This window comes from Streptomyces sp. NPDC006332, from assembly GCF_040612855.1.
Lineage (GTDB): Bacteria > Actinomycetota > Actinomycetes > Streptomycetales > Streptomycetaceae > Streptomyces.
Genome location: NZ_JBEXRA010000019.1, coordinates 37,217 through 49,816 on the forward strand (window position 1 = coordinate 37,217; position 12,600 = coordinate 49,816).

The 12,600-nt window shown below is 70.4% G+C and carries 13 protein-coding genes; 8 read left to right on the forward strand and 5 right to left on the reverse strand.

The features are described 5' to 3' along the window. Positions 1-5 precede the first annotated feature (5 nt). From ABZ027_RS18900 to ABZ027_RS18910, 3 genes are all read right to left on the reverse strand, one after another. Positions 6-455 (reverse strand): hypothetical protein, encoded by a 450-nt coding sequence (locus ABZ027_RS18900; protein WP_356769632.1) that lies wholly within the window; start codon positions 453-455, stop codon positions 6-8. 131 nt (positions 456-586) lie between these two features. Beyond that, complete coding sequence (locus ABZ027_RS18905; RefSeq protein WP_356769634.1) at positions 587-811, reverse strand: acyl-CoA carboxylase subunit epsilon; 225 nt, start codon at positions 809-811, stop codon at positions 587-589. 10 nt (positions 812-821) lie between these two features. Continuing rightward, positions 822-2,171, reverse strand: coding sequence for a carboxyl transferase domain-containing protein (locus ABZ027_RS18910; RefSeq protein ID WP_356769636.1), 1,350 nt, complete (start codon positions 2,169-2,171; stop codon positions 822-824). Between the two features lie 427 nt (positions 2,172-2,598). Between ABZ027_RS18910 and ABZ027_RS18915 the strand changes: the two genes are divergently transcribed. From ABZ027_RS18915 to ABZ027_RS18930, 4 genes are all read left to right on the forward strand, one after another. Then, complete coding sequence (locus ABZ027_RS18915; RefSeq protein WP_356769638.1) at positions 2,599-3,108, forward strand: ATP-binding protein; 510 nt, start codon at positions 2,599-2,601, stop codon at positions 3,106-3,108. Positions 3,109-3,231: 123 nt separating this feature from the next. Then, positions 3,232-4,506 carry an MFS transporter gene (locus tag ABZ027_RS18920; RefSeq protein ID WP_356769640.1) on the forward strand — a complete coding sequence of 425 codons (1,275 nt, stop codon included), beginning with the start codon at positions 3,232-3,234 and terminating at the stop codon, positions 4,504-4,506. A gap of 174 nt (positions 4,507-4,680) precedes the next feature. Then, a complete protein-coding gene (locus ABZ027_RS18925; protein ID WP_356769642.1) occupies positions 4,681-6,789 on the forward strand; it encodes a sensor histidine kinase in 2,109 nt (702 codons plus the stop codon). Further along, complete coding sequence (locus ABZ027_RS18930) at positions 6,789-8,048, forward strand: ABC transporter substrate-binding protein (RefSeq protein WP_356769644.1); 1,260 nt, start codon at positions 6,789-6,791, stop codon at positions 8,046-8,048. The genes ABZ027_RS18925 and ABZ027_RS18930 overlap by 1 nt, the downstream gene beginning before the upstream one ends. 15 nt (positions 8,049-8,063) lie before the next feature. Here ABZ027_RS18930 and ABZ027_RS18935 read toward each other — a convergent pair whose 3' ends face one another. Continuing rightward, complete coding sequence (locus tag ABZ027_RS18935; protein ID WP_356769646.1) at positions 8,064-8,777, reverse strand: GntR family transcriptional regulator; 714 nt, start codon at positions 8,775-8,777, stop codon at positions 8,064-8,066. Between the two features lie 156 nt (positions 8,778-8,933). Here ABZ027_RS18935 and ABZ027_RS18940 point away from each other — a divergent pair, with 156 nt between their 5' ends. The 4 genes from ABZ027_RS18940 to ABZ027_RS18955 are packed head-to-tail and all read left to right on the forward strand — an operon-like array spanning position 8,934 to position 12,073. Beyond that, on the forward strand, positions 8,934-9,728 hold the full coding sequence (locus ABZ027_RS18940; protein ID WP_356769648.1) for a putative hydro-lyase: 795 nt from the start codon (positions 8,934-8,936) through the stop codon (positions 9,726-9,728). A 58-nt stretch (positions 9,729-9,786) separates the two neighbouring features. Continuing rightward, the gene (locus tag ABZ027_RS18945) at positions 9,787-10,551 is read left to right on the forward strand and encodes a 5-oxoprolinase subunit PxpA (protein ID WP_356769650.1); all 765 of its coding nucleotides are present in this window, start codon (positions 9,787-9,789) and stop codon (positions 10,549-10,551) included. Continuing rightward, a complete protein-coding gene (locus ABZ027_RS18950; RefSeq protein WP_356769652.1) occupies positions 10,548-11,177 on the forward strand; it encodes an allophanate hydrolase subunit 1 in 630 nt (209 codons plus the stop codon). The genes ABZ027_RS18945 and ABZ027_RS18950 overlap by 4 nt, the downstream gene beginning before the upstream one ends. Then, positions 11,174-12,073 (forward strand): biotin-dependent carboxyltransferase family protein, encoded by a 900-nt coding sequence (locus tag ABZ027_RS18955; protein WP_356769654.1) that lies wholly within the window; start codon positions 11,174-11,176, stop codon positions 12,071-12,073. The genes ABZ027_RS18950 and ABZ027_RS18955 overlap by 4 nt, the downstream gene beginning before the upstream one ends. Here ABZ027_RS18955 and ABZ027_RS18960 read toward each other — a convergent pair. Continuing rightward, the gene (locus ABZ027_RS18960; RefSeq protein ID WP_356769656.1) at positions 12,070-12,540 is read right to left on the reverse strand and encodes a protein phosphatase; all 471 of its coding nucleotides are present in this window, start codon (positions 12,538-12,540) and stop codon (positions 12,070-12,072) included. The genes ABZ027_RS18955 and ABZ027_RS18960 overlap by 4 nt on opposite strands. Positions 12,541-12,600 lie beyond the last annotated feature (60 nt).

Here is a 12,600-nt window from a genome sequence, read left to right on the forward strand (position 1 = left end):
GCGGATCAGAACTTGTAGCAGTCGCCGTCGTAACGGCCGTACCCGAAGGACGCGTTGTTGTTGTAGGTCTTCTGGAGGCGACCACCGGGGCCGTTGTCGGTGCTCTTGAAGGCCGGGATGGAGTCGCAGGCGCCCGCGAGGTTGCTGTTGTAGTAGATGACCAGGTTGTACGGCGCCAGGTTGCCCGCGGAGGCGGCGTTGTTCTTGACGGCCTGGCCCTTTCCGGCCCCCGCACCCAGGAAGGTGTAGCCGTTCAGGCTGTAGTGGTCGAAGCCCCGGAACACGGTTCTCGAGCCCGACGTACCGCTGTTGTAGTAGAAGACCATGCAGTAGGTCTCGGAGTCGGGACACGTGAGCGATGCAGAGGCCTGGGACTGCGGGGCCGTACCGAGTACAAGGCCCGCGGTGGCGGCAGCGGTGACTCCGAGCGCGGCAAGCTTGCGGCGCATACGCATGCGTAATCTCCTGTGCTGGTCGGACACGGATGATGCGGCGCGCGAGTACCTCGCCGCGAAAGCGCCTGATCGTAACAAGCCTTGATTCGTACGGGAATTGGCTTTTTTTGAACGCTGCTTTCTGGAGGAATTCATTCCGGAGAAAGATACCGGGACATCCTGGGCAGCCGGCGCGCTTCTATGGCCGAGGCACGGTCGTTCCAGCCGGACGGCCTGTGCCTGGCGGGCGGCTCGACGGGGAGTGACTGGACGGGGAGCGGCGCGGCTGCGGCCCGGGCCTGGAACACGGCGATGACGGCGGCCAGCTCTTCGGCGGTGGGTCGACCGCGCAGAACCGTGACGAGGGGCTGGGACATGGGTGAGCTCCTAGAGGGGGACGTTGCCGTGCTTCCTGCCGGGCTGCGTCTCGCGCTTGGTACGCAGGGCTCGCAGCCCTCGGACGATGTGCTGCCTGGTCTCGGACGGGGTGATCACGGCGTCCACACAGCCGTGCTCACACGCGGAGTCGGGGTCGAGGAAGATGCCTTCGGGCGCGTGCCGTGGTCCGGGCACGGCGATGCGGGCGGTCGGCCAAGCGAGGTTGAGGTCGGCGCCGAGATGCTTGGAGCCCATGACGTCGTGGGCGCCGCCGCGGGCCTTGTTGGTGATGACGGTGACCAGTGGCACGGTGGCTTCGGCGTAGGCGTAGGCCAGCTTGGCGCCGCGCCGAACGACGCCGTTCAACTCCTGGTCGGCGCCGGGGCGGAAGCCGGGGACGTCGACGAAGGTCACGACCGGAACGTTGAAGGCGTCGCAGGTGCGGATGAAGCGGGCCGCCTTCTCGCAGGCGTCGATGTCCAGGCAACCGCCGTGACGCAGCGGCTGGTTGGCGACGACGCCGACGGGGTGGCCCTCGACACGTCCGAGTCCGGTGATGACGTTGGGGGCGAAGAGCGGCTGCGTCTCCAGGAACTCGTCTTCGTCCAGGGCGCTTTCGACGACCTGGAGCATGTCGTACGGCTGGTTGGCCGTGTCGGGAACGATCGAGTTCAGCTCCGGCCGCAGTTCCTCCTCGAAAGCGTCCGCATGGCTCGCGGGATCGGCCGGTGGATCCTCCAGGTTGTTGGAGGGGAGGTAGGACAGCAGTGCCCTGACGTACTCGATGGCGTCCTGCTGGTCGTGCGCCATGTGGTGCGCGATGCCGGACACGGCGTTCAAGGTCCTGGCGCCGCCGAGTTCCTCCGGCCCGACGCGCTCTCCGGTGACGGCCCCGACGGCCTCGGGCCCGTTCACGAACAGGTACGAGGCATGATCGCTCGTCACCACGAAGTCGCTGACGGCCGGGGGGTGCACCGCGCCGTCCGCACGCCCCACGACCAGGGCGATCTGGGGGATGACTCCGGAGGCGAGTACGGCGCGGCGGAAGATCTCCCCCTGGACGCCCACGACACCTCCGTCGACGCCGGAGCCCTGGATGGAGATGAGCGGGCAGCCGGTCTTCAGGGCGAAGTCCATCGCTTTGGCGATCTTCGCGGCGGAGACCTCACCATGGACGGCACGGAAGGCGGTCGCGTCCTGCGAGTAGACGGCGACCGGCCGGCCGTCGACCGTGCCGTACCCGGTGACGACGCTGTCGGGGCGGCGGGCCACGGCGTCCAACTCGACGAAGGATCCTTCGTCGAGCAGCGACTCGACCCGCTCACGGGCCCTGCTGACTTCGGTGTCCACAACGGTCATCCGGGTGTTCCCGTCCTTGAGAGTCCTTGGGAGTCCTCGAGAGAGTGCCGTGCAGAGCCTAGAGATTGTTGAACAATCCTTCAACGGCTGAGCGTCGAATCGTGCGTCCGCGGCGTCCGCAACCCTCCCCTCGGGTGGCGAAGTCGACTTCTCCCCACCAAGGGGTTGACGGAGTCCGCGGCCGGGAGTATCAATTTGTGAGGATTGTTGAACGATCCTCTGATGGTGGGCAAAGGCCGCGACACGGCTGGGGATGTCTCCCCGCTCCCGGTTCGGTCGGCGCCCTTCGGCTCGCTCCTCCGCCCCGAGCTCCTGAGGGGCGGAGTACCGCGCGGCCACTCACCGTTCCGAGCGGCCCGGGTCGCGCCTACTCCCCGCGAGGCAAAAGATGTCTCCCTTCCCTTCACCTCCGGCGACAGCGGTCGCCGTGGGTGCCAACACCGCGGATCGTGCGACGTGGACCCTTCCGGCGGTCGCCGAATCCGCCCGAGCGGCCCGTCGGCAGGTCGCGACCCAGCTGGATGACTGGGGCTTGCCCCAGGTGGCCGACGACGCGACGCTGATCGTGTCCGAGCTCGTCACGAACGCGGTCTGCCATGGGGCGGGCCCCGTCTGGCACGCGTTGCGGCGCGTACCGGGCGACGGCGCCGCCGATGTGGTGCGCCTCGAGGTCGGCGACCACGGGCGGGGCTGGGGCGGTGCTCCCGCAGCGCGCGCACGCGAAGACAGCCTGGCCTGTGGCGGCCGTGGCCTGCCGCTGGTCGAGGCGCTGTCCTCGCGGTGGGGTGCCTGGCACCTGCCGCACGGCTTCGTGGTGTGGGTCGAGATGTCCGGCGGGCCTCTGACCGGCACATCCGGCGCATCCGGCATATCCGGAGGGAAACTCCAGGCAGAAAACGGCCACCTTCCCCTTGAAGGATCGTTGAACAATCCCTAGGTTGTTCCCACGTCGAGACCGGCCGACGGGCATGGCCGGTTTCCCGAAGAGGCTGGAGACACGGGATGGACCGCCCCCTCACCAGCCGCCTCCGCTCCCCTTCCCTCCTCCCGTGAGGTCTCCATGACAACCACGCCCACCAGTCCCCCAGCCGTCGCCGAGGACGCGACCGGCCGCTTCGCCTGGTACCGGTCGTTCTCCCCGCAGGGGCGCCGCGCCTTCAAGGGAGCGTTCGGCGGGTACGCCCTCGACGCCTACGACTTCCAGGTGCTCCCGCTCAGCATGGTGGCCATGGCGGCCTACTTCAGCCTCACCACGGCGCAGACCGGCCTGCTGACCACGGTCACGCTGCTGGTGTCCGCACTCGGCGGCATCGTGGCGGGCCTGCTGATCGACCGCGTCGGCCGAGTGAAGACGCTCATGATCACGGTGGCGACCTACGCGTTCTTCACCGTGCTGTGCGGCTTCGCCGTCAACTACCCGATGCTGCTGGTGTCCCGGGCTTTCCAGGGCCTGGGTTTCGGCGGTGAATGGGCGGCCGGTGCCGTCCTGGTGGCCGAGTACGCCAAGTCCCGCTACCGCGGCAAGGTGCTGGCGTTCATCCAGAGTTCCTGGGCGGTCGGCTGGGGCCTCGCCGTGATCGTGTCGACGGTCGTGATGGACAACCTCGACCCCTCCATCAGCTGGCGGGTGATGTTCTGGACGGGCGCCCTGCCCGCGCTGCTGCTGGTGTACGTGCGCCGCAACATCAAGGACGCCCCCGAGGTGACCGAGCGACTGGCGAGCAAGGAGCCGCGCGTCCCGCTGTCATCGATCTTCCAGGGCAGCCTCGCCCGCAAGACGCTGTTCGCGACGATCCTCGCCACCGGTGTGCAGGGCGGCTACTACACCATCGCCACCTGGCTGCCCACCTACCTCAAGACCGAACGCGGTCTCACCGTGGTCGGCACCGGCGGCTACCTCTTCATGCTGATCAGCGGCGCCTTCCTGGGTTACCTCGCCGCCGGCTACATCACCGACGCGCTCGGCCGCAAGAAGACCTTCGCCCTCTTCGCGGTGCTCAGCGCCGCCCTGCTGCTGACGTACATCAACATCCCGCAGGGCGCCAACACGACGCTGCTGTTCCTCGGCTTCCCGCTGGGCTTCTGTGCCTCCGCCATCTTCTCCGGGTTCGGCGCCTTCCTGGCCGAGCTGTACCCGGGCGCGGTCCGGGGCACCGGCCAGAGCTTCACGTACAACGTCGGCCGCGCCATCGGCGCCTTCTTCCCCACCGCGGTCGGCTTCACCGCGGGCAGCGCGGGCGTCGGCCACGCCCTGATCTACGGGGTGATCGGCTACGCCGTCGCCCTGGTCGCCCTCCTGGGACTGCCGGAGACCCGCGGCACCGAACTCACCTGAGGCGCCCCGCCACAGGTGCGCATCGTCTTGCGCGGCGCCCCGGGGGTCACAGTTGGTGAATCGTGACCCCCGGGGCGCCGCCGCGCACAGGAGAGGCTTCATCCCTTGCTCCCGAGAGCCGGCCGGACCCGCCGCACGAGACCTCGTCCTCGGCGCCGGCCCGATCCGCAAGCAGTGCGCCGCCTCGCCCGGCCCAAGAACTGGCGAGTACGCAACAAACTCACCGCCGTCGTCCTGGTCCCCGGTCTCCTCGCCTGCGTCCTCGCGACCGTGAGCCTTTCCCGGACCATAGGCGACGCCGGCGACTACAGACGGTTCGCCGCCCTGGCCCGTCTCCAGCGCCCTGCCCTCGGCCTGGTCCACGCTCTTCAGGACGAGCGTGATGCCACGGCCGCGTTCGTCGCCGGACGGCGCAAGGGTTCCCACGGCGACCTCGGCGAGCGGCGCACCGCGGCAGACACCGCTTCCGTCGCCTACCGCGAGGCGGCGGGCGCCGTCGACACCTCCGGTGATCCGCTCCTGCGGACGGCGTTGCGCAGGGCGTCGGAGGAGTTGCGCACCCTTGGCGAGCTGCGTACGGCGGTGGACGAGGCCGGGCTGACACAGGGCGCGACCGTTTCCGGCTACACGGTCATGCTCAGCAGACTGATGGACCTCGGCCCGGTCCTCGTCGAGCACAACGGTGGTGGCGCGTCCGCACAACGGGCGCGGGCTCTGAACGCCCTGTCCATCGCCGTGGAGAACACCAGCCGGGTCCGGGCGGAGCTCAACGCCGTCCTGACCGACGGGACGTTCCTCGTCGGCCAGTTCCCGGACTACGCCGGCGCGGTCGCTCGTCAGCAGGAGTCCGTGGACGACTTCCTGGCCACGACCAGCCAGCCGCAGCGCACCTTGTACGCCGACTCGGTCAAGGGGACCTCGGTCAGCACCGCCCAGGCCATCCAGGAGCGGGCTGCCGAGCAGGCTCAGGCCAGTCGGATCAGCATCGAGCCGTCCCGGTGGGAGAAGGTCTCCGGCCGCAAGATCGAACTGATGCGCACGGTCGAGTCCCGGATCCTGGACGAACTGATCACCGTCAGCGACGCGTCGCACGCCTCACGGCTGTCGTTCGCGTGGTGGGGTGCGGCAGGCATGCTGGCCATGTTCCTGGCCACCGGATGGGTGGTCACCGCGGTGGTGCGGTCGATGACGCGTCCCTTGCAGACACTGCGCGCCTCCGCACTCGACGTCGCGCACCACCGTCTGCCCGAGGCGCTCGAACGACTGCGGCAGGCGGACGCCGACGACCTCGGCGACTTCCGGGCCACGCCCACCCTGGTGGTGTCCGAGGACGAGATCGGCGAGGTCGCCGAGGCATTCGACGCCGTGCAGAGCGCAGCCGTACGGCTGGCCACCGACCAGGCCGCGCTCCGCTCGCACATCAACGGGATGTTCGTGCACCTGTCCCGTCGCAACCAGCACCTGGTGGGCAAGCTGCTCACCGAGATCGGGGACCTCGAACAGGACGAGGGGGACCCCGACCGTCTGGCGCGGCTGTTCCGGCTGGACCACCTGGCCACGCAGATGCTGCGTACCGACGAGAGCCTGCTGGTGCTCGCGGGTTCTGACGCCGGACGCGGATGGGACCGCCCGATGCCTCTGTCGGAGGTCCTGCTCGCCGCGAGCGCCGAGGTGGAGCAGTACACCCGCGTCGTCTGCCGGCCCGCTGTCGAGGCGGACGTCGCGGGTGACGCCGTGACCGACCTGGTGCACCTCCTCGCGGAGCTGATGGAGAACGCCACACATTTCTCCGGCCCCCACTCCACCGTCGCCGTGACGTGCGGCGTGACGCACGACCGTGCGGCCGACCTGGTGATCAGCATCGTGGACGAGGGGGTGGGGATGACCGCCGCGGACATGGCGGCCACGAACCACCGGCTGGCGTCGGTACGCGCCTTCGATCCCGGGGCAGGCCAGAGCATGGGCCTGTTCGTGGTCAGCCGCCTCGCGTCCAAGCACGGTGTCTCGGTCACCCTCGTTCCCTCGCCCCGGCAGGGGACGACCGCTCTGGTGCGGTTGCCCGGACATCTGCTGGCCAGGCTGGAGGATCCCTCCGCCGTCGCGTTCGGGCCGACAGCGGCCGAGGACCCTGTTCAAGCCCTCTTGTCGCAGTCCTCCCCCGGGGAGCCCGCGTTCGGCTCGGCGCAGGACTGGCTGGTCCACCGCCGTTTCTCCGACGGACTGCACACCGACACCCACCACAGACCGCCATCCGTACCGTTCACCGCAGAAGGACAACCGTGATGCCGAGACCCGCTGTCAGCACGGTCGCCGTTCTCTGTTCGGCCCTGCTGCTCACCTCCGCCTGCACGGGGGAGCCCGTGGCGAGGACCCCGGCCATCGTGACCATCGGGTTCCTGGCCCCGCTGTCCGGCCCCTCGGCGACCGTGGGCGCCGACACCCGACGAGGTGCCGAACTGGCGGTGAAGATCGTCAACGAGGATCTGACATCCGTCCCGCTGCCGCTCGGCCCGGGAGAAGGGCTTCCCCGGGCGAACCACCCGAGGATCAGGCTGCTGCCCGCCGACACCGCCGCTTCCGGCACGACCGCCGCCGGACAGGTGCGGCGCCTGGTGAGCGACCAGGGCGCGGTGGCCGTGGCCGGGGGGTACGAATCGGCGGTCACCCAAGCGGCCAGTGCGCGGGCCGACGAGCTGAAGGTCCCCTTCGTCAACGGCGGATCCTCGGCGGCGTCGCTGACCGAGCGGGGCCTGGACTGGTTCTTCCGCACGGGCCCCTCCGAACTGAGCTATGGCCGGGTGGTGTTCTCGCTGCTCAAGGAGCGCCAGAGCGAAGGCACCGCCGTACGACGCATCGCTGTCGTACACATGGACGACCAGTACGGCAACGACGGACTGTCCATGATCAAGCGCTTCGCCTCCCAGATCGACGGCGATGTCGTGGCCGATGTCGGGGTCGGTGCCAAGGCCAGCGACCTTTCGAGGGCCGTGGGAGAGGTGAGGGCTTCGGATCCCGATGTCGTCCTGACACTGCTGTACACGCCACAAGCGCTCGCACTGAGCGAGGACTTCCGCGCCGCCTCGTACGAGCCGCCTGCGCTCATGGCCTTCGGAGCGGGCTACGCCGACCCGGACTTCGTCAAGCGCGAGGGGGACGATGCGGAAGGAGTGTGCAGTCGGTTCGCCTGGTCCGCGGATCTGGCCGCGCGCAATCCCGCGGCCCGGGCCGTCGCCGAGCTCTACCGGACGACGTACCACCGCCCGATGAACGACGACGCCGCGCGCGCGTTCACGGCGGTGATGACTCTGGCCCAGGCGGTCGACGAGGCGGCTTCCCCCTCCCCCGCGGACATCCGTTCCGCCTTGGTGAACCTCGACGTCCCGGGGCGGGACACGATCATGCCGTGGGACGGCGTGAGGTTCGACGACAACCGTCAGAACATCGGAGCCCGAGGCGTCGTGGAGCAGGTCCAGAAGGGAAGCTACCGCCTGGTCTACCCGTTCGACGTGGCCCGCGCGCGGCTGCGGTGGCCCATGTCGTAGGTGCCTCGTCCGGCGCTACCCGGCCTGGCCCTCTTCGGCCGTGCCCAACCCGGAGTGTTTCCGGACGAGTTCCCGCTCGGCGTCGTCGAGGTAGTCGGCGAGCAGGAGCTCCGCCTTCACGGTGGCCCCGGCTCTCAGGGCGGCGAGGATGTCCCGGTTGCGCACCAGGTAGGGCTCGTGGAAGTCACGCAGACCGCTCATCGCGTGGAAGGCCAGGCGCAGTTCGGCCAGCACGCCACGCATCAGTTCGTTCAGGCGGTCGCTTTGTCCGAGGGCCACCACCGCGCCGTGGAAATGGGTGTTGGCGGTACCGACCTGGAGCCAGTCGCCTTCCTCGGCGGCCTGTCCGGCCTCGGCGACCGCGGCCTCGGCGCCGGCCAGGCCGTAGGGCGGGTTGCCCAGGTGGCGGACCACCGAGCACTCGATGAGCCGGCGCACCTGATAGATGTCGCTGATGTCCTGGACGGTGAGCATCCGGACGAAGACGCCGCGGTTGAGTTCGTGGACCAGCAGCTTCTCGTGTGTGAGCAGCCGGAACGCCTCTCGGAGGGTGTTGCGCGAGATCCCGAGCGCTTTGCCGATGGTGTCCTCGGAGAGCTTGCTGCCCGGCGCGAGGTGACCCTCCGAGATGCGGGTGCGCAGGATGTCGGCGACCCGCTCGGCGGTGCTGGAGCGCCCCAGCAGGACGCGATCCCCCACCAGCACGGCCGGATCCAGTTCGGCAGCCATCTTCTTGGTCCTCCCCGTCGTGATGCTCCGGGGCCAGTCAACCCAAAAGTCGGGGATGAGACAACACGGCTCTTGTCGGATTGTTCAACAATACTCTAGCCTGACGTTGTGGACGGGTAACTCGTCCTTGGCTTCCCCTGTCGAAAGGAAACGCCGGTGGAAACCGTTGTTCAGCCCTCAGCCCTCAGCCCCGCTCAGGCCCGGGAACTGTTCCGAGGCGGCACGAGTCGGCCGACCACCGGGTGGTGCGGGGGTTTCACCCAGGCGAATCTGATCACGGTGCCCGCCGACTGGGCCTACGACGTGCTGCTGTTCTGCCAGCGCAACCCCAAGCCGTGTCCGGTGCTCGACGTCACGGACCCCGGCTCGTGGTCCACGGCGCTCGCCCCGGACGCCGACCTGCGGACCGACGTGCCGCGCTACCGCGTCTGGGAGCACGGCCGGCTGATCGACGAGCCGACCGACGTCGTCGGTCACTGGCGCGAGGACCTGGTCACGTTCCTGATCGGATGCAGCTTCACCTTCGAGACCGCCCTGGCCGAGGCGGGCGTACCACTGCGCCACGTCGAGCAGGGACGCAACGTCGCGATGTACCGAAGCTCCCGCGCATGCCGGCCGGCGGGTCGGCTGCACGGCCCCATGGTGGTGTCGATGCGCCAGATCCCGGCCGACCTGGTCGACACGGCGATCCGCGTCAGTGAACGGATGCCCGCGGTGCACGGCGGGCCCGTACACACCGGAGACCCCGCGGCCCTCGGCATCGACGACCTCGCCCGCCCCGACTACGGCGACCCGGTGGAGGCGGAGCCCGGCGACGTCCCGGTCTTCTGGGCGTGCGGCGTCACCCCGCAGGCCGCCCTGATGGCGTCACGGCCGCCCTTCGCCATCACCCACGCGCCCGGATACATGCTGATCACGGACGCGCGGGACAGCGACTACCGCGTCGGGTGAGGCGAGCCGGGTGATGGGTATGGAACATGTGCGGTCGCGAGGAGAACAGGCACCAGGGATGACAGACGTCGTGATGGATCTCAACGCGGATCTCGCGGAGGGCTACGGACGGTGGGTCCTCACCGACGACGAGGCCATGCTGGAGCTGGTGACCAGCGCCAATGTGGCCTGCGGCTTCCACGCGGGCGATCCCGGCATCATGCGCCGGGTCTGTGACACGGCCGTCGAGCGGGGAGTGCGGATCGGAGCCCAGGTCTCCTACCGGGACCTCGCCGGATTCGGGCGCCGGGCGATGAACGTCCCCGCCGACGAACTGGCCGACGAGGTCACGTACCAGATCGGCGCCCTCCAGGTCTTCGCCCGCGCCGCCGGGGCGGACGTCGTCTACGTCAAGCCGCACGGGGCGCTGTACAACCGGGTGGTCGCCGACCCCGAGCAGGCCGCCGCCGTCGCGAAGGGCACCAGGCGCGCCGACTCCGGGCTGGCCGTGCTGTGCCTGCCCGGCTCGGCCCTGCACCGAGCGGCCGCCGAAGAAGGGCTGCCCGTGGTCGCCGAGGCCTTCGCGGACCGCGCCTACACCTCGGCGGCCACCCTGGTACCGCGCGGCACACCGGGCGCCGTGATCAGTGACCCCGATCAGGTGGTTTGGCAGGCGGTCTCACTGGCCCGCGACGGCCACACCACCGCGCTCACCGGTGAGCGGGTACAGATCCGAGCGAGGTCGCTGTGCCTGCACGGCGACACCCCCGGCGCGGTCGACCTCGCGCTCCGGGTCCGCACGGCACTGCGGGACGCGGGAGTCCGGCTGGAGGCGTTCGTATGAGACTGCTGCCGGTCGGGCAGGACTCGCTGCTCGTCGATCTGGACGGACCGGACGAGGCGCAGGCCTGGCACGCCGAACTGCTGCGCCGCATCGGCGCGGGCGCCCTGGCGCCGGTGCGGGAGATCGTGCCCGGGGAGAAGACCGTCCTGCTGTACGGGGTGCGCGATCTCCCCGCTTTCCAGGCGGAGTTGCGCCACTGGTCCGCACCCCCGCCGGCGGCGGGCAGCGGCGAACTGGTGGAGATACCCGTCCGGTACGACGGGGCCGACCTGGGCGTGGTGGCCGAACTGTGGGGCATGAGCGAGGACGAGGTGGTACGGGTGCACAGCGGCACCGAACACCGGGTGGCGTTCTCCGGTTTCGCCCCGGGATTCGCGTACATGACGGGCCTGGGCGAGCCGTACGTCGTACCGCGCCGGGCGGACTCACGCACCTCGGTGCCGGCCGGGTCGGTGGCCCTGGCCAGTCACTACACCGGCATCTACCCCCGGAGTTCGCCGGGCGGATGGCAGTTGATCGGCAGGACCTCGGTGACGCTGTGGGACCTGGAGCGGCAGCCGGCGGCCCTGCTCGTACCGGGGACCCGAGTGCGTTTCGTGCCTCTCGCAGAGGAGGGGACCGCATGAGTGACGGCAAGCTGGAAGTACTGCGGGCCGGTGCGCTGACCACCGTCCAGGACGAAGGTCGGTTCGGCCACGCGGCACTCGGCGTACCCCGCTCCGGCGCCCTGGACCAGCCGTCCCACCGCCTGGCGAACCGGCTGGTGGGCAACCCCGCCGACGCCGCCACCCTGGAGACCACCCTGACAGGCGTGGCCGTACGCGCCACCCGGCCGGTGACCGTGGCCGTCACCGGGGCACCCGCCCCGGTACGCGGCGACGGCCGGCCGGCCGCCTGGGGCACCCCCGTCCACCTGCCGGCCGGTGCGGTGCTCGACGTGGGCACCGCCACCTTCGGCCTGCGCTGCTACGTGGCCCTGAGCGGAGGCGTCGCCGTGTCCCCGGTCCTCGGCAGCCGCTCCACCGACCTGCTGTCCGGACTGGGCCCCGCCCCCCTCAAGGACGGTGACATCCTCCCCCTGGGCGAACCGGACGGCGCGGGCCCACCCCCGCACCACCTGGCCCTGTGGGACGGGCCCCCGCGCGAACTGGTGCTCCCGGTGCTGCTCGGCCCGCGCGACGACTGGTTCACCGCCGCCGCCGTGCGCACCCTCGCGGCGGGCCGCTTCTCCGTGTCCCCCAACAGCAACCGCATCGCCCTGCGGATGAACGGACCCGCCCTGGAACGCGCGGTGGACGACGAACTCCCCAGCGAGGGCATGGTGCTCGGCGCGGTCCAGGTGCCGCCCGACGGCAAGCCCGTGCTCTTCCTCGCCGACTCCCCCACCACCGGCGGATACCCCGTCATCGGCGTCGTGCCGGAGAGCCATCTGTCCGCCGCCGCCCAGGCCCCACCGGGCCTCCCCGTCCGCTTCGTACCGCTACGGAACGGCGCCCCGCGTCAGGGGCACCGGCAGGGCTAGCCCTTCCGGAACCGTCGGACATAACGCGCCTGCCACGGCGTCTCGACCGCGTGCCGGTCGTAGTGCTCGCGGACGTAGGCGACAGCCCGCTCCGGCGGTGCGCCGTCCAGGACCGCGAGACACGCCAGCGCCGTACCCGTACGCCCACGGCCGCCGCCGCAGGCGAGTTCGACGCGCTCGTCGGCGGCCCGCGCCCACGCCTCGGTGAGCATCGCCTGGGCGGCGTCCCGGTCCGCCGGCAGCCGGAAGTCGGGCCAGCGGATCCAGCGGGACTCCCAGGCGACCTCGGGCGGCCGCTTGCCGAGGAGGTAGACGCCGTACGACGGTGTCGGCGCGCCCGGGGCGAGCGGACGCCGCAGGCCCCGGCCCCGCACCAGCCGCCCGGACGGCAACCGCAGTACACCGGGGGCCCGTTCGCCCCACGGCTCCCGGTCCTGTCGGCTGTCCCCGCCCGCTTCGCTCGTCACGGCAACCATTCGAACCCGGTACCGGATCCCGGGCAACCGAATTCGCCGAAACGGTGGTCT

Coding starts and splice junctions, on each gene's coding strand:
- ABZ027_RS18905 (WP_356769634.1), bottom strand. CDS start 811: ATGTCCCAGCCCCTCGTCACGGTTCTGCGCGGTCGACCCACCGCCGAA.
- ABZ027_RS18900 (WP_356769632.1), bottom strand. CDS start 455: ATGCGTATGCGCCGCAAGCTTGCCGCGCTCGGAGTCACCGCTGCCGCC.
- ABZ027_RS18930 (WP_356769644.1), top strand. CDS start 6,789: ATGCCGAGACCCGCTGTCAGCACGGTCGCCGTTCTCTGTTCGGCCCTG.
- ABZ027_RS18920 (WP_356769640.1), top strand. CDS start 3,232: ATGACAACCACGCCCACCAGTCCCCCAGCCGTCGCCGAGGACGCGACC.
- ABZ027_RS18950 (WP_356769652.1), top strand. CDS start 10,548: ATGAGACTGCTGCCGGTCGGGCAGGACTCGCTGCTCGTCGATCTGGAC.
- ABZ027_RS18955 (WP_356769654.1), top strand. CDS start 11,174: ATGAGTGACGGCAAGCTGGAAGTACTGCGGGCCGGTGCGCTGACCACC.
- ABZ027_RS18945 (WP_356769650.1), top strand. CDS start 9,787: ATGACAGACGTCGTGATGGATCTCAACGCGGATCTCGCGGAGGGCTAC.
- ABZ027_RS18910 (WP_356769636.1), bottom strand. CDS start 2,171: ATGACCGTTGTGGACACCGAAGTCAGCAGGGCCCGTGAGCGGGTCGAG.
- ABZ027_RS18935 (WP_356769646.1), bottom strand. CDS start 8,777: ATGGCTGCCGAACTGGATCCGGCCGTGCTGGTGGGGGATCGCGTCCTG.